The organism is Streptomyces barkulensis (assembly GCF_002843305.1).
Lineage (GTDB): Bacteria > Actinomycetota > Actinomycetes > Streptomycetales > Streptomycetaceae > Streptomyces > Streptomyces barkulensis.
The window spans coordinates 31,640-49,471 of the sequence record NZ_PGSG01000108.1 but is presented as its reverse complement, the minus strand read 5'-3'; the positions used below and the strand labels follow the sequence as shown (position 1 = coordinate 49,471).

The window sequence follows — 17,832 nt, the reverse complement described above, 5'->3', positions numbered from 1 at the left end:
GTCCCGGCCGCGGCCGCGGTCCGTACCGTGCCAGTGACCGATCCCCCCTGGCGCTCGTTGTACCCCGTCAGGTGAGGAGGCACGACCCGAAGGCGAGGAGCGGAGGTGCCCGTCATGGTGACCGCACCCGAGGACCTGCTCTGGGCACGTGGGCTGCACCACGAGCACGAGGGCTCGCCCGCGTTGCTGGACGTGTGCGTCAAGGTCCGCGAGGGCGAGGTCCTGTCCGTCACCGGACCGCGCGGCTGCGGCAAGTCCACGCTGCTGGGCTGCCTGTCGGGACGGCTGGTGCCGGCGCGGGGCGAGGTGTGGTTCGACGGAGTCCCCCTGCACACCCTGCCGGTGCCCGCCCGCGAGCGGCTGCGCCGTGACCGCTTCGGCTGGGTCGGCGGCGAACCGCACCTCCTGCCGGAGCTGACGGTGTGGGAGAACGCCGCGCTGCCACTGCTGCTGTCGGGCACCGGGCGGCGCCGGGCCCGCCGCACGGCGTGCGAGTGGCTGGAGCGGCTGGACGTCGGGTACTGCGCCCGCAGCCGGCCGGGCGCGCTGCTGCAGGCGCAGCGGCAGCGCGTGGCCATCGCCCGCGCGCTGGCGCACTCCCCCACGGTGGTCTTCGCCGACGAGCCGACCGCACCGCTGCACCAGGCGGACCGCGCCCAGGTGCTGCGCACCCTGACCACCGCGGCCCGCTCGCACGGGATCACGGTGGTGCTGGCCAGCCACGACGCCAGGGTGGCGGGCGTGGCGGACCGCGCGGTCACGCTCGTGGACGGCCGCCGGGTGGGCGCCGACGCCCCGCCGCCCACGGACGCGCCCGTGAAGCCCGGTCCGGAGGGCAGGGCAGCGTGCTCGCTCTCCGCCTAGTACGCACCTCTCGCCCCTCGGCGCTGGCACGGCGGGCGCTGGTCGCCTGCGCCGCCGGAGCCGTGGGGTTCCTGCTGCTGAGCGCCCTGGGCCATGCCGTCGCCCACCCGGAGCGGCCCGGCGCGGCGGCGGTCCGGCTGCTGTGGTGCGTGGTGCCGCTGGCCGCCTGTGCGCATCTGGCCGTCGCCGCCGTCCGCAGCGACCCGGGCGTACGCCCCCGGGCCGGGCTGGACGCGGTCGGGGTGGGACCCGCGCGGCTGCCGCTGCTGGCGGCGCTCACCACGGGCCTGTACTGCGCGCTGGGGTGCGCACTGGCCCTGCCGGTCTTCCTCCATCTGCGCGGCGGACTCGACGGGGTGCTCGGCCGTACGCTCGGCGGCACGCCCGGCGGAGCGCTGGAAAGGGTGCCGCTGGCCGGGGCGGCGGGCGAACTGCTGGGCGCCGGGCACCCGCTGCCGCGGGCCGCGGCACTGACGCTGCTGGCGGTGCCTCCGCTGGCCGCGGCCGGGGCGAGCGCGGTGGCCACCCGGATGCGGGCGGCGCCCCGCGACCACCGGACGGAACCCCCCGCCGTCCTCCCCCACCGGCCGCCGCCGGTGCCCGCCGGACTGCCCTGGGGCGTGGCGGTCACCGCGGCCGGTCTGGCCCTGGAGACCTACGCCGCCGAGCGGTTCACCGCCTCCGCCGGCCCGCGAGTGCCGCTGCCGGGCCCGCCGGAGGCCCTGGGACCGGGGATCGTGGCCGGCTGGCTGCTGATCGCCGCGGGACTGGTGCTGGCCGGTCCGGGCCTGGTCCATCTGTGCGGGCTGCTGCTGACGGCCGGCCGGCCGGGGGTGCTGCGGCTGCTGTCGGGCCGGGTGCTGCGTGAGGAGGCACCGCGCGTGGGCCACCCGGCGGGAGTGCTGTGCGCGGTGACGGCGGGGGCCCTGACGGCGGTCCGGCTGCACGGGCCGGGAGCGGTCCCCGGCGGCGCGGAGACGGCCGTGGGGCCGCTGGCCGCGCTGGGGGCGGCGGTGGTCGTGGTGTGCGCGGTGGCGGGCGCGCTGAGCGCGGCCTCGGAGTTCCGTGCGGCCCGTGCTCCCGCCAACGACGGGCTGCGGCGGCTGGGCGTACCGCGCCGGCTGCTGCGCGCCGCCGCCGCGCTGCGGGTGGCGGCCCTGCTGGGTGTGCTGGGGTCGGCGGCCTGGCTGGTGGCGGAGCTGGCCTCGATGCCGCTGGTGCGGTGAGGACGGGCCTGCCGCACCGCACCACCCTGCCCGCTCCCCTTCTCCCGTCTCCCTGTTTCCCGTTTCCTCTTTCGCGCTCACCGCGCGGGCAGGACGACCACCTCGGCCGCGTCGAAGGCGGCGGACACGGCGGTGCCCGGGTCGGGCGCCGTGTGCAGGGGGCAGGACGCCTCCAGCGCGGGACCGCGCTCGGGCGCGAGCAGCAGGGAGATCTCCGAGGAGCCGCCGCCGCGCAGGGTGCGGGCGGTGACAGTGCACGGCAGTCCCTCGCCGGGGTCCGTGAGCCGTACTCCGGCGGGGCGCACCAGCAGGGTGCACGGCCCCTGAGGCGCGCCGGGCGGTACGGGCACCGCGCCCCAGGGAGTGTCCGCGCTCCGTCCCCGCACGACCGCCGCGGCGAGATTGGTGAAGCCCAGGAAGCGGGCGACGAACTCCGAGGCGGGCCGGAGCCACACGTCCACCGGGCTTCCGGTCCGGGCGATCCGCCCGGCCTCCATCACCACCACCCGGTCGGCGAGCGCGAACGCCTCGCCCTGGTCGTGGGTGACGGCCAGCACGGTGGTGCCCAGGCGGCGGAAGAGCTGCCGCAGCTCCACCACGAGCCGCTCGCGCAGAGAACGGTCGAGCTGGCCCAGCGGCTCGTCCAGCATCAGCAGGCCGGGCCGGGGAGCGAGCGCGCGGGCGAGCGCGACGCGCTGCTGCTCGCCGCCGGAGAGAGCCGACACGGGCCGCTTCTGCGCCCCGGGCAGACCGACCATCTCCAGCAGTTCGGCCACCCGCCCTTGGATGTCTCCGCGCGGTTCGCCGCGCATGCGCGGGCCGAAGGCGACGTTGCCGCCGACATCCCGGGTGGGGAAGAGCTGGTGGTCCTGGAACATCAGGCCCACCCCGCGCCGGTGCGGGGCCACGCCCCGCTGGTCGCGGCCGGCGAGCAGCACCCGTCCGGCGTCCGGCTCCGTCAGTCCGGCGACGGTCCGCAGCAGGGTGGACTTGCCGCTGCCCGAGGGGCCGAGCACGCAGACGATCTCGTGCTCGGCGACATCGAGGTCGACGGCGTCCAGGGCGATGCGCTCACCGAATCGCACGGTGACGCCCTCCAGTCGCAGCGAGGCCATCCCTACAGCTCTCCCGATCGGTCGGTGCGAGCGCCCTCCAGCGCCAGCAGGGTCGCCGCGCACAGCAGCATCAGAATCGTGCTGAGCGCCATGGCCTGGCCGTAGCTGGCCTCTCCGGCCCGGCCCAGCAGGCGGGCGACGGCGACGGGCAGGGTGGGGGCGTCGGCGCGGGCGATGAAGACGGTGGCACCGAACTCGCCCAGGGAGACGGCGAAGGCGAAGCCCGCGGCGACCAGCAGCGCCCGCCGCACCAGCGGCAGGTCGACCTCGCGCCACACGCGCGGCGGCGAGGCGCCCAGCACCGCGGCGGCCTCGCGCAGCCGGACGTCCACGGCCCGCAGCACCGGCAGCAGGGTGCGCACCACGAAGGGGATGCCGACCAGGGCCTGGGCGAGCGGGACCAGGATCCACGACGAGCGCAGGTCCAGCGGAGGGGCGTCCAGGGCGATGAGGAACCCGAAGCCGACGGTGACCGCCGAGGTGCCCAGCGGGAGCATCAGCAGCGCGTCGAGGCCGCGCAGCAACCGCCCGGCCCGTCCTCCCGGACCGCGCAGGGTGAGGGCCACCGCGGCCGGAATGCCGACGGCCAGGGCGACGGCCGTGGCGGTGGCCGCGTAGGCCAGGGAGTTGCCGACCGCCTCCAGCGGGGCGACGGTGAAGGTGCCGCCGGCCGCGTCGGCCGACCCCAGGGCGCGGTAGTGGTGCAGCCCGTAGCCGTCGGGGCCGCTCAGGGAGCGCTCGGCGAGCACGGCGAGCGGGGCCAGGAGCAGCACGGCGATCTGGATCAGCACCCCCGCCAGCAGCGCCCGCTGCCCGGCCCCGCGCGGGCGGCGGGCGGTGCGGGCGGCGTCGACCAGGCCCAGGGCCGTCCTGCGGCGGCGGAGGGTGCGGGAGTGGAAGGTCATCAGGGCGGCGACCGCGGCGAACTGCAGCAGCGTCAGGACCGCGGCGGTGGGCAGGTCCAGCAGCTGGGCGGTCTGCCGGTAGATCTCCACCTCCAACGTGGCATAGCGGGGGCCGCCGAGGATCTGGACGACGCCGAAGGAGGTGAAGGTGAACAGGAAGACCATCAGCGCGGCGGCGGCCACCGACGGGACGAGCGCGGGAAGGGTCACGGTGCGCCAGGCGGTCCACCGGCCCGCGCCCAGCACCCGTGCGGCCTCCTCCTGACGGGGGTCGAGCTGCGCCCACAGGCCGCCGACGATCCGCACGACCACCGCGTAGTTGAAGAAGACGTGGGCCAGCAGGATGGCGGTGACGCCGGTGTCCAGCCGCACCCCCCACCACTGGTCCAGCAGCCCGCCGCGGCCGAGCAGGGCCAGGAAGGCGGAGCCGACGACGACGGTGGGCAGCACGAACGGCACGGTGACCGCCGCCCGCAGCATCCGCCGGCCGGGGAAGTCCAGGCGCGCGAGCACATACGCGCCGGGCAGCGCCAGCAGCAGGGTGAGCACGGTGGAGGCCGCCGCCTGCCACAGCGTGAACCACACCACGCCGACGATGTCGGGGTCGGTGAGGACGGCGGCGATCCGGTCCGGGCGCCACCGCCCGCCGTCGTACAGCCCGCGGGCGGTGATGGCGGCGACGGGGTAGGCGAAGAACAGCGCGAGGAAGACGGCCGGCACCGCCGCGAGCGCGAGGCGCGCCGCCGTCCCCGCGCGTATGCCCGTCCTCACCTCACGACGGCCGAGGTCCACGCCTTGACCCACGCCTCGCGGTTCTCGGCGATCTTCTCGGGTGCCATGGTGCGGGGCTCGTCGATCGTCTCGCCGTAGCGGGTGAAGACCTCGGGCAGCTTCGCGTCCTCGCGCACGGGGTTGACGAACATCTGCAGCGGCAGGTCCTCCTGGAAGGAACGGCCGGTCATGAAGTCCAGCAGCGCCTTGCCGCCGGCGGGGTTGTCCGCGCCCTTCAGCAGTCCGGCGAACTCGATCTGGCGGAAGCAGGTGCCGGTGGCCACCCCGGTGGGGGCCTGCTCGGGCGCGGGGTCGGCGCCGAGGACCTCGGCGGGCGGGCTGGAGGCGTAGGAGACCACCAGCGGCCGGTCGCCCTTGCCCTTGCCGCCGGAGGAGCCGGAGAAGCGGTCGTAGTACGCCTGCTCCCAGCCGTCGACGACCTCGACACCGTTGGCCTTCAGCTTCTTCCAGTACTCCTGCCATCCCTCGCCGTACTCGGCGACGGTGGCCAGCAGGAAGCCCAGGCCGGGCGAGGAGGTGGCGGCGTTCTCGGTGACCAGCAGATCCCTGTAGTCGGGCTCGGCGAGGTCGTCGAGGGTCTTCGGCGGGGCGATGCCGCGCTCCTCGAAGTAGGCGCGGTCGTAGTTGACGCAGATGTCACCGGAGTCGACGGGGGTGACACGGTGCTCCCCGGCGTCGAGCCGGTACCGCGCGGGTATCTTCGCCAGGCCCTCCGCCTCGTACGGCGTGAACAGGCCGTTGTCCAGGGCGCGGGAGAGCAGGGTGTTGTCGACGCCGAACAGGACGTCGCCCTGCGGGTTGTCCTTGGACAGGATCGCCTGGTTGAGGGAGGAGCCGGCATCGCCGCCGCGCAGCACCTTCACCTTGTAACCGGTCTTCTCGGTGAACTCCTCCAGCACGGCGTCGGAGGCCGCGAAGGAGTCGTGGGCGACCAGGGTGACCGTCCTGCCGCCCTTCCCCTCCTCCCCGCCGTCCCCGGAGGACTGCGAGCCGCCGCACGCGGCGAGGGTGGAGAGGGTGAGCGTGCCGAGGACGGCGGCGCCCAGGGCGCGCCGGAACTTGATGTGCACTTTCTTCTGACTCCCTACGCCGGTACTAACCGGATCAGGTCCGAGGGTCTGCGGTTCCCCGGGCGGCCTCTCGGCCTTCTCCCGGCGACACCGCACTCTCAGCGCTGTACGCGCTCCCCTGTCGGTCTCGCTGTTTCGGTACTGGTGTTCCGCTTGTTTCGCTACTGTGTGCGACCACTGAGGTCACCGCCACCGTACCAGTGGCGGGCGCGCCCTCAGCGCTCGGTGGCGGCGAGCTGGCCGCAGGCGCCGTCGATTTCCTGCCCGCGGGTGTCGCGGACGGTCACCGGCACACCGTGCGCCTCCAGCCCGGCGACGAACGCGCGCTCGTCCTCGGGCCGGGACGCGGTCCACTTGGAGCCGGGCGTGGGGTTGAGGGGGATGAGGTTGACGTGCGCCCGCTTGCCCGCCAGCAGCCGGCCCAGCAGATCCGCTCGCCACGCCTGGTCGTTGATGTCCCGGATGAGGGCGTACTCGATGGAGACACGGCGGCCGGACTTCTCGGCGTACTCCCAGGCCGCGTCGAGGACCTCGCGGACCTTCCACCGGGTGTTGACCGGTACCAGGGTGTCGCGCAGCTCGTCGTCGGGCGCGTGCAGGGAGACCGCCAGCCGGCACCTGAGGCCCTCGTCGGACAGGCGGTGGATCGCCGGGACCAGTCCGACGGTGGAGACGGTGATGCCGCGCTGGGACAGGCCCAGGCCGTCGGGCTCGGGGTCGGTGAGGCGGCGGATGGCGCCGATGACCCGCTTGTAGTTGGCCAGCGGCTCGCCCATGCCCATGAAGACGATGTTCGACAGCCGCGCGGGTCCTCCGGGCACCTCGCCGTCGCGCAGGGCGCGCATGCCCTCGACGATCTGGTGGACGATCTCGGCGGTGGACAGGTTGCGGTCCAGCCCGGCCTGCCCGGTGGCGCAGAAGGGGCAGTTCATGCCGCAGCCGGCCTGGGAACTGACGCACATGGTGACCCGGTCCGGGTAGCGCATCAGCACCGACTCCACCAGCGTCCCGTCGTGCAGCCGCCACAGCGTCTTGCGGGTGGTGTCGTCGTCGCAGCTGACGTGCCGCACCACGGTCATCAGCTCGGGCAGCAGTTCACCCGCCAGCCTCTCCCGCGCGGCGGCAGGGATGTCGGTCCAGGCGGCGGGGTCGGTGGCGTACCGGGCGAAGTAGTGCCGCGACAGCTGCTGGGCGCGGAACGGCTTCTCGCCGATCGCGGCGACGGCCTCGCGCCGCTCGGCCGGGGCGAGGTCGGCGAGGTGCCGCGGCGGCCTGGCGGCCCCGCGCGGCGCGACAAAGGTGAGTTCTCCGGGTGCAGGCATAACCCGTCCAGTGTCGCAGATCGACTCCGGCGCTCCGGGCCGCGGATGCCGCGGGGCCGTCTCCGGGGCCGTCCCCGGGGCCGTCCCCGGGGCCGGAGCGAACGCCGCCTCGCCATGGGGAATCGTCATGGGGCGTCCCGTACCCCCGAGGCGTCGCGGGGTACGGGACGTCAGCCCGCGCCGACGAAGACGACCAGCAGCAGCCAGACCACGGGGGCCGTCGGCAGCAGGGAGTCCAGGCGGTCCATGATGCCGCCGTGGCCGGGCAGCAGGGTGCCCATGTCCTTGATGCCCAGATCCCGCTTGATCATGGACTCGCCGAGGTCGCCCAGGGTGGCGCTGGCGGCCGCGGCCAGGCCCAGCAGCAGGCCCTGCCACCAGGTGCCGCCGTCGATGAGGAAGTGCATGCACAGCGCACCCGCCGCCATCGCGAAGGCCACCGCCCCCAACAGGCCCTCGCGGGTCTTGCCGGGGCTGATGCGCGGGGCGAGTTTGTGCGTGCCGAAGCGCCAGCCGACCGCGTACGCCCCGGTGTCGCTGACGACGGTGAGCAGCAGGAAGGTGAGCACCCGCTGCGGGCCGTCGTCGGCGGCGAGCATCATGGCGACGAAGGTGGCCAGGAAGGGGACGTAGAAGGCGGCGAAGACACCGGCGGTGACGTCCCGCAGATACTGGGCGGGGTCCTGCGTCATCCGCCACACCAGTACGGCCAGCGCGGTGAGCGCGGTGGCCACCCAGGCGCCCTCCGCGCCGCGGACGTAGCCGGCGACGACCATCGCGGCGCCGCCGACGGCCAGCGGCACCAGTGGCGCACTGATCTGCTTGCGTTCGGCGAGACGGGAGGTCAGCTCCCACAGCCCGACCACGACGGCGGCGACGATCACGCCGACGAAGACGTGCTTGTAGACGAAGAGCGAGGCGATGATGACGGCGCCCAGCCCCAGGCCGACCCCTATCGCGGCGCGCAGGTCGCGGCCCGCCCGCTTGCGGCTCGAGGAACGGCCCCTGGGCGTGGGGGCGGCAGGCTCCGCTCCGGGACCGGTCCGCGGCTCGGGGCCGCTCCGCGGTTCGGGCCGGCCGCCGGGGGCGGGGCCGCCGAACGGCCGCCCGGTCGCCCGGCCGTCACGATCGTCCTGGTCACCGCCGGGGGCGTCGGGCACGATGGGCATACGCCGAGTCTGCGACGCCTCGGCGTCCTCGTGCATGTAACCCGCCGGGGCCTGGGCCACCTCTGCGCGAAGCGGGGAGGAGAAACCCTGTTCGGGGGTGCTCCGGTATCCGAAGTGGCCGGGATGGGCGGGGTGGCCGGGGCGACCGGAGGGCCCGGCGCCCGACGGTGGTGCTCCCCAGGATGAGTCGTTCACGAAAATCGCAGCCTCGAAACCTCAGACCTCGAGAAGCTCGGCTTCCTTGTGCTTGAGCAGTTCGTCCACCTGCGTGACGTACTTGGAGGTGGTGTCGTCGAGCTCCTTCTCAGCGCGGCGGCCCTCGTCCTCGCCGATGTCGCCGTCCTTGATGGCCTTGTCGATGGCCTCCTTGGCCTTGCGGCGGACGCTGCGAATGGAGATCTTGGCGTCCTCGGCCTTGCCCTTGGCGACCTTGATGTACTCCCGGCGGCGCTGCTCGGTCAGCTCCGGGAAGACGACGCGGATGATGTTGCCGTCGTTGGAGGGGTTGACGCCGAGGTCGGAGTCACGGATGGCCTGCTCGATGTTGCGCAGCGCGCTCTTGTCGAACGGGGTGACCACGGCCATGCGCGGCTCGGGCACCGAGAACGACGCGAGCTGGTTGATCGGGGTCATCGCGCCGTAGTAGTCGGCCACGATCTTGTTGAACATCGCCGGGTGCGCACGGCCGGTGCGGATCGCGGCGAAGTCCTCCTTGGCGACGACGACCGCCTTCTCCATCTTCTCCTCGGCCTCGAGGAGGGTCTCTTCGATCACCACGTGCTCCTGGTTCGATGAATTGAGCCGGAAAGCCCTGATTCCTGCACGGTGTCCGACCGGCAGGCTGTTGTCCATCCCCGTACCGTGCCCATCGTGCGGCACGGAGTTGCCGTACGGTGCCGTGTTACGGCGGCTCCCGTACGGACGTCGTTTCGTGTCCGCCGTGGGCGTCAGGCCCGGGAGCCCTGGTCGCTCACCAGCGTGCCGATCTTCTCACCCCGGACCGCCCTGGCGATATTCCCCTCGGCCAGCAACTCGAAGACGAGGATCGGAAGCTTGTTGTCGCGGCAGAGCGTGATGGCGGTGGCGTCGGCCACCCTCAGCTCGCGGGCGATGACCTCGCCGTACTCCAGGGCGTCGAACTTCACCGCGTCGGGGTTGGTCGCCGGATCGGAGTCGTAGACGCCATCCACGCCGTTCTTGCCCATCAGCAGCGCCTCGGCGTCGATCTCCAGGGCTCGCTGGGCGGCGGTGGTGTCGGTGGAGAAGTACGGCATGCCCATGCCGGCGCCGAAGATGACCACGCGCCCCTTCTCCAGATGCCGCACGGCCCTCAGCGGGATGTACGGCTCGGCGACCTGCCCCATGGTGATGGCGGTCTGCACACGGGAGTCGATGCCCTCCTTCTCCAGGAAGTCCTGGAGGGCGAGGCAGTTCATGACCGTGCCGAGCATGCCCATGTAGTCGGACCGGGCCCGGTCCATGCCGCGCTGCTGGAGCTCTGCGCCGCGGAAGAAGTTGCCGCCGCCGATGACGACGGCGATCTCGGCGCCGTCACGGACCACGGCTGCGATCTCGCGGGCGACCTTGTGCACGACGTCGGGGTCGACTCCGAGCCCTCCGCCGCCGGCGAACGCCTCACCGGAGAGCTTCAGCAGGAAGCGGCGGCGGTCGTGGTCCTTGTCGGAGGCTTTGCCTCCGGGGTCGTTGCCCTGTTTCATGCGGATCTCCTCGTGCACACGCGTGAGGAGGCCATTGCCGGTGGTTCCTCTCGGTCCCCGAAAGCGGCAATGGCCTCCTCGTCACAACTGCGGTCGTCCGGTCCGTACACGCCTGCGCTCAGTGCGTCACGCACCGGGACGGGCCCCCGTAACCCGACCCTAACCGGGAGCGGGCCTGCGGATCAGGCGCCGACGCGGAAGCGGGCGAAGCGCTTCAGCGTGACACCGGCCTCGCCCAGGACCTTCTGGACGGACTTCTTGTTGTCCTTGGCGAAGGGCTGGTCCAGGAGGCAGCTCTCCTTGAAGAAGCCGTTCACGCGGCCCTCGACGATCTTGGGCAGGGCCTGCTCGGGCTTGCCCTCCTCACGCGCGGTGGCCTCGGCGACACGGCGCTCGTTCGCGACGGTCTCCTCCGGAACGTCCTCGCGGGAGAGGAACTTCGGCGCGAACGCGGCGATGTGCTGCGCCACGTCCTTGGCGACCTCGGCGTTCTCCTGCTCCAGCTCGACCAGGACGCCGACCTGCGGGGGCAGGTCCGGGCTGGTGCGGTGCATGTAGGCGGCCACGTAGCCGCCGGAGAACTGCGCGAAGCGGTCGAGGACGATCTTCTCGCCGAGGGTGGCGTTGGCCTCGTCCACGTACACCTGGACGCTCTTGCCGGGCTCGATCTCGGAGGCGAGCAGTGCCTCGATGTCGGCCGGGGAGGTGGCGGCGACGTGGGCGGCGATGGCGTCGGCGACGGCGAGGAACTTGTCGCCCTTGGCGACGAAGTCGGTCTCGCACTTGAGCTCGACCAGCACACCGGACTTCTTGTCGTCGGCGATCAGGGAGACGACGGCGCCGTTCTCGGCGGTGCGGGACTCGCGCTTGGCGACGCCCTTCTGGCCCTTGACGCGGAGGATCTCGACGGCCTTGTCGACGTTGCCCTCGGCCTCGTCCAGCGCCTTCTTGCAGTCCATCATGCCGGCGCCGGTGAGCTCGCGAAGCTTCTTGACGTCAGCGGCGGTGTAGTTCGCCATGGTCGGTGAATCTCTTCTCGGAAGGTCGATGAGGATGGATCGATCTACGGGACGGGCATGCGGCCGGGGGCGGCGCTCATGGCACTGCCCCCGGCCGTACCACCTGCGGCGTCGGTCAGGCCTGCTCGGCCGGCTTCTCGCCCTCGGCGGGGGCGGCCTGCTCCTCGGCGGCCGGAGCCTCGGCGGTGGCCGGGGCCTCGGCGGGGGTCTCGCCCTCCTTGGACTCGGCGGCCTTCTGGGCGTCGCCCTCGAGCAGCTCGCGCTCCCACTCGGCGAGCGGCTCGCCCGCGGCCTTCTCGCCCTTGCCCTCGCCGGCGGCACCGGAGCGGGCGATGAGGCCCTCGGCGACGGCGTCGGCGATCACGCGGGTGAGCAGGGTGACGGAGCGGATCGCGTCGTCGTTGCCCGGGATCTTGTAGTCGACCTCGTCCGGGTCGCAGTTGGTGTCGAGGATCGCGACGACCGGGATGTTGAGCTTGCGCGCCTCACCGACGGCGATGTGCTCCTTCTTGGTGTCCACGATCCAGACGGCGCTGGGCACCTTCTGCATGTCGCGGATACCGCCGAGGGTCTTCTCCAGCTTGGCCTTCTCGCGGGAGAGGACCAGGAGCTCCTTCTTGGTGAGGCCGGAGGCGGCCACGTCCTCGAAGTCGATCTGCTCGAGCTCCTTCAGGCGCTGCAGGCGCTTGTGGACGGTCGAGAAGTTGGTCAGCATGCCACCGAGCCAGCGCTGGTTGACGTAGGGCATGCCCACGCGCGTGGCCTGCTCGGCGATGGCCTCCTGGGCCTGCTTCTTGGTGCCGACGAACATGATGGAGCCGCCGTGGGCGACGGTCTCCTTGACGAACTCGTAGGCGCGGTCGATGTACGACAGCGACTGGAGCAGGTCGATGATGTAGATGCCGTTGCGCTCGGTGAAGATGAATCGCTTCATCTTCGGGTTCCAGCGGCGGGTCTGGTGCCCGAAGTGGACGCCGCTCTCCAGCAGCTCCCGCATCGTGACGACGGCCATGGCCGTATCTCCTTGGATCACTCGGTTGTACACGGCGGCCGGACGGCCGCCGCTCCTGACGCCCTGATGCGCTTGCCTGCGAAGTCGGCGGCCCGGAGACCGCTTTCGAGGACCGAGATGCGCTGCCGCCTGTGGAAGGCGGCGGGGCGTGCGAAGTCGATCCGGTGACCCGGATCGCACCAGAAGTGTACGGGACCGGGGAAGCGGCGGGCGACACGCGTGGGGCGGGGGTGCCGCCTCGACGGGTGGTGCCGTCCCCGGACCGGGTGACGCGGTTGTCCACAACCGGCCGGTATTCCACAGCCTCGTCCGAGATCCTCCGCGTCCCGTGCCTTCGCGTCACGCTGTGCTCATGGGACGCCGACTCCGCGCCGCGCTGCCGCGCCGCACGCCCTTTCGCATGTCGCTCCGCCTGCCCCTCTTCCTGCCGCTCTGCCTGGTGCTGCCGCTCCTCACCGCGGGGGCGGCCGCGGCCCGTGCCGCTCCCGGGGACGGCCCGTCCGGATCCGGCCGGGTCAGGCCGGTGCCGGGGGCTGTCGGACGCGGCTGGGAGCCGCCGCCCCAGCGGTGGTCGGCCGGCCATCGCGGTGTGGACCTGGCGGCTCGTCCCGGGGAGCCGGTGCGCGCGGTGGCCGCGGGCCGGGTCTCGTTCGCGGGGGAGGTCGCCGGGCGCGGGGTGGTCTCGGTCGAACTCGCGGGCACGGGCTCCCCTCCGCTGCGCACGACGTACGAGCCGGTCGGCGCGCGGGTACGCGAGGGCGACCGGGTCGTGGCGGGGGATGTGGTGGGCGTGCTGGAGGCGGACGGCTTCCACTGCCCGACGGGGTGCCTGCACTGGGGGCTGCGCCGCGGTGACGCCTACCTGAATCCGCTCTTTCTGCTCGACCGCGGCCCGTCCCGGCTCCTTCCGGTGCTGGGGGTTCCGCTTCCGGGGGAACCGGAGAGCGGACGGGGCGACGCGATGCGGACGGCGGCCGCCCGGGGCTCACCGTCCGCCGGTCCGCCCGGGGTGGGGACGGCACTGGTCCTGGCTGTGGCCGCGTTCTGGGTCCGGCGCCGCCACGTCCGGCCTCGCGCGGGGAGACCCTCCCGGGGGGAGACCCTCCCGGGGGGACACGGCGCCCGGCGAAAGGGCGGGGGCGGGCGGGGGGAAAGGACTCAGCCCGCGACTCCGTGAAGCGCCATCGACACGGCGGCCCGCGTGATCCGGTCCGGGTCCTCGGCGGCGCCCAGCTCGATACGGCGGACCGCGGCGTCCACGACGCCCTGCAGCAGAGCGGCCGTCAGCCGCGGCTCGTCGTGGCCGAGGGCCGCGAGGGCGTCCACCACCATGGTGATCAGTCCGCCGTGGGCCGCACGGATCTTCTCCCGGGCGCCGGGGTCCAGTTCACCGGCCGAGATGGCCACGACGGCCCGGTGACGCCGGTCGCCGGCCAGGGCAAGCTGCCGCCGTACGTAGGCCTCCACCTTCGACTGGGGGGTGTCGGCCCGCTCCATGGCGTCCTCCACCTCCGCCGCCCAGACGGGGAAGTCGACGGCGCACAGCTCCTCGACGACGGCGGCGCGGGACCGGAAGTACTCGTAGACGGAGGAGCGCGCCAGTCCCGTGCGGGCCGCCAGCGCGGGGAAGGTCAGCGCCTCCGTGCCGCCCTCGGACAGCAGGGATCGTGCTGCCTCCAGCAGGGCGTCGCGCTGCATAGTCCGGTGCTCGGCCACGGAGGCCGCTCGAATCCTGGGCACGGGTCCCACTGTAGGGAGGGCGGTGCCGGTTCAGCGACCGACATCGGCGAGCTTGGCCCGAAGCTGCAGTACGGACTTGGTGTGGATCTGGCTGACCCTGCTCTCCGTGACCCCGAGCACCTGCCCGATCTCGGCAAGGGTGAGCCCTTCGTAGTAGTAGAGGGTCACCACGGTCTTCTCGCGTTCGGGCAGGGTGTTGACCGCCCGGGCCAGCAGCCGTCGCAGCTCGCGGTCCTCGGCGATCTCGACGGGGTTGTCGGCGGCCGTGTCCTCCAGGGTGTCCATGAGGCTCAGCCGGTCGCCGCCCTCCGCGCCGCTGTGGAGCACCTCCTCCAGAGCGACCACGTTGGCCAGCGGTAGCCGGCTGAAGATCCCGTGGAGTTCCTCCAGCGGGATCCCCATCTCGTCCGCGACCTCGGCCTCCGACGGTGTACGCCGCAGCGTCGCCTCCAGCGCGGCGTGGGCACGCTCGAACGCACGGGCCTTCTGCCGCACCGAGCGGGGAATCCAGTCGAGCGCCCGCAGTTCGTCGATCATGGCTCCGCGGATGCGGGTGATGGCGTAGGTCTCGAACTTGATCGAGCGGCCCGGGTCGAACTTCTCGATGGCGTCGATCAGCCCGAAGACCCCGGAGGAGACGAAGTCGGCCTGCTCCACGTTGGCGGGCAGGCCGACGCTGACGCGGCCGGCCACGTACTTGACCAGGGGCGAGTAGTGGAGGATCAGCTGTTCCCGCAGCCGCTCGTCGCCCGTGCACTTGTACGACCGCCACAGTTCGTCGAGCGATCCGGGCGGGGCAGGGCGTGCGGCGTCCTGGGCCGCAGTCGGTTCTGCCGTGGCCGTGCGGTCGGGCCCGGGGATGTGATGGGGCATGCGTCGTCTTGAGCCGTTCTGCCGTGATCTGTGCGCTGACGCCGGTGAGTGGCGTACGAAGGGGCCGGGAACCCTGGGAGCGTAGCGTGACCGCGGCGTCGCTCAGTGCGAGTGGCGGCCGGTCGGGCATGCGCAGATACGTTCCGCTGCCCGCACCCCGGGGTTACCCCGGTGGCCGGAACGGCGCGGCCGGGCCATGCGGAATGAAGCGTTCAGCGATCATGCCCCTCACCCTTTCACTCGATCGCCCCAGGTCAAGGACCGCCTCGTCACCTGTTGGTGTGTTGGTTGGCCGCTCTGGCCAACTGCCAGTAGTCACCGACACGTTCGAGGAATCCCAGTGACCGCAGTTCCTGGAGGCGGACGAGCGCGCGGTCCTCCGCGAGAGCGGCGGCGCGCGCCACCGACTCGACGCCGAGCGCACCCCGGGCGGGCAGCGCCTCCAGAACGCGTGCCGCCTCCGGGGACAGCAGGTCGCGCGGCACCATGGGTCCGCGCCGCTCGGGAGCCAGTTCGCCGATCGCGCCGACCAGCTCGACGATCTCGGCGGCGTCGGTGACGACGATGCCCTCGCCGCGCAGGAGCTGGTGGACGCCCGCCGACAGCCCGCTGGTCACCGGGCCGGGAACGCCCATGGTGAGCCTGCCCAGCCCGAGAGCCCGCCGCGCGGTGACCAGCGAGCCGCTGCGCAGTTCCGCCTCCACCACCACGGTGCCGCGGGTGAGGGCCGCGATCACGCGGTTGCGCAGGACGAAACGGCTGCGGGTGGGGTGGTCGCCGGGCGGCAGCTCGGCGACCAGCAGTCCCTGCTCCCCGACGCGCCGGATCAGCTCGCCGTTGCCCGGCGGGTAGGCCACGTCGACCCCGCAGGCCAGGACCGCGACGGTCGCTCCCTCCACCGCCAGAGCCCCGCTGTGCGCGGCGCCGTCCACTCCGTACGCGGCGCCGGAGACCACCGTCCAGCCGCGGGAGGCCAGGCTGGAACCGAGCGTCGCGGCCACATGGGCGCCGTAGTCCGTGCACGCCCGGGAGCCGACGACGGCGACCGACCGCAGTGCCCACATCCGCAGCGAGGCCCTGCCGCGCACCCACAGGCCCACGGGGCGTCCGTCGCCCAGGTCGTCCAGCTGACTCGGCCACTCGGGGTCACCGGGGCAGACGAAGCGCCCGCCCAGCCCGCCGATCGCGGCGAGGTCGGCCTCGGGGTCGAGTCCTCGCGCGCGCTTGCGCAGCCCGGTCCAGCGGGCCCGGGAGGCGCCGGGCAGCGGGGAGTCGGATCCGAACGCCTTGAGCGTCTCCACCGCCCCGTACCGGTCGAGCCACCGGTTCATCGCCTCGTCTCCGGGCTCCCCGATCCTGGTGAGCGCCGCCCGGGCCACCCGCTCCTCACGGCCGGTCACGCCCGGCCTCCGGCCAGTGCCGTGCCGCGCCGTACCCCGGTGCGCAGTTCCAGTGCGCCGTCCACGTCCTCGGCGGTGGGCCGGTCGTGCCCGGCGAGGTCGGCCAGGGTCCAGGCGACCCGCAGGACGCGGTCCAGGCCTCGTGCGGTGAGCAGACCGCGTTCCATGTCCTCCTCGGCACGGCCGAGCGCTCCCGGGTTCCCGGGCCACCGGGTCCGCAGTTCGTGGCCGGGGACCTCGCTGTTGGTGCGCCAGGGCGTGTCGGCGTAGCGGACGGCGGCGCGCTCGCGTGCGGTGAGCACGCGGGCGGCCACGGTCTCGGTGGACTCCGGCCGGGCGCCGGGGGCCGTCAGCTCGGAGCGGGTGACGGGCTCGACGGTGACCCGGAGGTCTACGCGGTCCAGCAGCGGCCCGGAGAGCCGTGCCCGATAACGTCTGACCGATGAGGGCCTGCACTCGCAGCCGCCGCCCCGGGAGCCGTGCCGACCGCAGGGGCACGGGTTGGCGGCGAGGGCGAGCAGAAAGCGGGCGGGCATGCGCATCATTCCCTGGGCCCGGGCCACGACGACCTGCCCCGACTCCAGCGGCTGGCGCAGTGCGTCGAGCACCCGCGCGCTGCACTCGGCCGCTTCGTCCAGAAAGAGCACACCATGGTGGGCGAGGGAGACGGCCCCGGGCCTGGGCAGACCGCTGCCGCCGCCCACCAGGGAGGCGGTGGTGGCCGAGTGGTGCGGGGCGCAGTAGGGGGGTCGCTCGACCAGCGGCTGGCCGGGCGGCAGCGCCCCGGCGACAGAGTGGACGGCGGTGACCTCCAGTGCCTCCTCGGGGGTGAGCGGCGGCAGCAGCCCGGGGAGCCGTTCGGCCAGCATGGTCTTGCCCGCGCCCGGTGGCCCCTTGAAAAAGATGTGGTGGCGCCCCGCGGCGGCCACCTCCAGGGCCCTGCGGGCGGCTTTCTGACCGGCGACCTCGGCGAGGTCCACCCGGCGTTCGCCGCCCAGCCCCGCGATCCCCCCGCCCGCGCCGGGCACGGTGAGACCGGCGAGCATGGTGGCGTCGGTGCCGTGCCCCTCCGGACCCTCCTCCTCGGGGACGGGTTCGTCGGTGAGGACGGCCACGAGCTGGCGCAGGGAGCGGACGCCGAGGACGGAGACGCCGGGGACCAGCGCGGCCTCGGACGCGGTCTGCTCGGCGACGACGACCTGGCGGTATCCGGCGTCCGCGGCGGCCAGGACCGCGGGCAGGACACCGCGGACGGGCCGGACGCGCCCGTCCAGGCCCAGCTCGCCGATCATCACGAGTCCGGTGAGTTCGCGGGGGTCGATCCGCTCGGCGGCTCCGAGCACCGCACAGGCGACCGCCAGGTCGAACCCGCTGCCGCTCTTGGGCACCGAGGCGGGGCTGAGCCCGACGGTGAGTTTCTTCTGCGGCCAGTCGACACCGGAGTTGACGACCGCGGCCCTGACCCGGTCGCGGCTCTCCACCAGGCTCTTGTCCGGCAGGCCGACGAGGGTGAAGGTGGCCAGCCCCGGTTCGAGATCGGCCTGGACCTCGACGACCACGCCCTCGACGCCCACGAGGGCGACCGAGCAGGTACGGGCGAAACCCAT

The 17,832-nt window shown here is 73.4% G+C and carries 16 protein-coding genes and 1 riboswitch; of the genes, 3 read left to right on the top strand and 13 right to left on the bottom strand.

Going from position 1 to position 17,832, the window contains the following annotated elements; genetic code table 11:
* The first annotated feature begins 114 nt into the window (after positions 1–114).
* Together CUT83_RS24190 and CUT83_RS24185 are read left to right on the top strand one after the other, a co-directional pair.
* Positions 115–864 carry an ABC transporter ATP-binding protein gene (locus CUT83_RS24190; protein ID WP_101258020.1) on the top strand — a complete coding sequence of 250 codons (750 nt, stop codon included), beginning with the start codon at positions 115–117 and terminating at the stop codon, positions 862–864.
* Positions 846–2,090, top strand: a complete 1,245-nt coding sequence (locus CUT83_RS24185) for a hypothetical protein (protein WP_101257952.1) — start codon at positions 846–848, stop codon at positions 2,088–2,090. The genes CUT83_RS24190 and CUT83_RS24185 overlap by 19 nt, the downstream gene beginning before the upstream one ends.
* A 77-nt stretch (positions 2,091–2,167) precedes the next feature.
* On the opposite strand, the gene CUT83_RS24180 is transcribed toward CUT83_RS24185, so the two are convergent.
* From CUT83_RS24180 to rpsB, 9 genes are all read right to left on the bottom strand, one after another.
* The gene (locus tag CUT83_RS24180) at positions 2,168–3,205 is read right to left on the bottom strand and encodes an ABC transporter ATP-binding protein (protein ID WP_101257951.1); all 1,038 of its coding nucleotides are present in this window, start codon (positions 3,203–3,205) and stop codon (positions 2,168–2,170) included.
* Between the two features lie 2 nt (positions 3,206–3,207).
* Positions 3,208–4,902 (bottom strand): ABC transporter permease, encoded by a 1,695-nt coding sequence (locus tag CUT83_RS24175; RefSeq protein ID WP_240958365.1) that lies wholly within the window; start codon positions 4,900–4,902, stop codon positions 3,208–3,210.
* Entirely contained in the window at positions 4,878–5,972 is a 1,095-nt protein-coding gene (locus CUT83_RS24170; protein WP_101258019.1) for a thiamine ABC transporter substrate-binding protein, read from the bottom strand. The genes CUT83_RS24175 and CUT83_RS24170 overlap by 25 nt, the downstream gene beginning before the upstream one ends.
* A riboswitch (TPP riboswitch) is annotated at positions 5,967–6,102 on the bottom strand. (Overlaps the previous gene by 6 nt.)
* An 85-nt stretch (positions 6,103–6,187) precedes the next feature.
* The gene (rlmN, locus tag CUT83_RS24165) at positions 6,188–7,294 is read right to left on the bottom strand and encodes a dual-specificity RNA methyltransferase RlmN (protein ID WP_093850685.1); all 1,107 of its coding nucleotides are present in this window, start codon (positions 7,292–7,294) and stop codon (positions 6,188–6,190) included.
* Between the two features lie 170 nt (positions 7,295–7,464).
* On the bottom strand, positions 7,465–8,658 hold the full coding sequence (locus CUT83_RS24160) for a phosphatidate cytidylyltransferase (RefSeq protein ID WP_173915143.1): 1,194 nt from the start codon (positions 8,656–8,658) through the stop codon (positions 7,465–7,467).
* 21 nt (positions 8,659–8,679) lie between these two features.
* Positions 8,680–9,237 carry a ribosome recycling factor gene (gene frr / locus CUT83_RS24155; protein ID WP_093662313.1) on the bottom strand — a complete coding sequence of 186 codons (558 nt, stop codon included), beginning with the start codon at positions 9,235–9,237 and terminating at the stop codon, positions 8,680–8,682.
* Between the two features lie 173 nt (positions 9,238–9,410).
* Positions 9,411–10,181, bottom strand: a complete 771-nt coding sequence (pyrH, locus tag CUT83_RS24150) for a UMP kinase (protein ID WP_093850753.1) — start codon at positions 10,179–10,181, stop codon at positions 9,411–9,413.
* Positions 10,182–10,363: 182 nt separating this feature from the next.
* Entirely contained in the window at positions 10,364–11,200 is an 837-nt protein-coding gene (tsf, locus tag CUT83_RS24145; protein ID WP_101257948.1) for a translation elongation factor Ts, read from the bottom strand.
* A 115-nt stretch (positions 11,201–11,315) separates the two neighbouring features.
* On the bottom strand, positions 11,316–12,212 hold the full coding sequence (rpsB, locus tag CUT83_RS24140) for a 30S ribosomal protein S2 (protein WP_101257947.1): 897 nt from the start codon (positions 12,210–12,212) through the stop codon (positions 11,316–11,318).
* 352 nt (positions 12,213–12,564) lie between these two features.
* Here rpsB and CUT83_RS31545 point away from each other — a divergent pair, with 352 nt between their 5' ends.
* Entirely contained in the window at positions 12,565–13,389 is an 825-nt protein-coding gene (locus CUT83_RS31545) for a murein hydrolase activator EnvC family protein (RefSeq protein WP_240958353.1), read from the top strand.
* Here the strand turns inward: CUT83_RS31545 and CUT83_RS24130 are convergent.
* The 4 genes from CUT83_RS24130 to CUT83_RS24115 all read right to left on the bottom strand — a co-directional run bounded on the left by CUT83_RS24130 (position 13,371) and on the right by CUT83_RS24115 (position 17,832).
* The gene (locus tag CUT83_RS24130) at positions 13,371–13,928 is read right to left on the bottom strand and encodes a TetR/AcrR family transcriptional regulator (RefSeq protein ID WP_101257945.1); all 558 of its coding nucleotides are present in this window, start codon (positions 13,926–13,928) and stop codon (positions 13,371–13,373) included. The two genes, CUT83_RS31545 and CUT83_RS24130, sit on opposite strands and share 19 nt — an antisense overlap.
* A gap of 54 nt (positions 13,929–13,982) precedes the next feature.
* Entirely contained in the window at positions 13,983–14,825 is an 843-nt protein-coding gene (whiG, locus tag CUT83_RS24125) for an RNA polymerase sigma factor WhiG (protein WP_101257944.1), read from the bottom strand.
* Positions 14,826–15,094: 269 nt separating this feature from the next.
* The gene (dprA, locus tag CUT83_RS24120) at positions 15,095–16,225 is read right to left on the bottom strand and encodes a DNA-processing protein DprA (RefSeq protein ID WP_240958351.1); all 1,131 of its coding nucleotides are present in this window, start codon (positions 16,223–16,225) and stop codon (positions 15,095–15,097) included.
* Positions 16,222–17,832: a YifB family Mg chelatase-like AAA ATPase gene (locus CUT83_RS24115; RefSeq protein WP_101257943.1), complete on the bottom strand. Its 1,611-nt coding sequence runs from the start codon at positions 17,830–17,832 to the stop codon at positions 16,222–16,224. The genes dprA and CUT83_RS24115 overlap by 4 nt, the downstream gene beginning before the upstream one ends.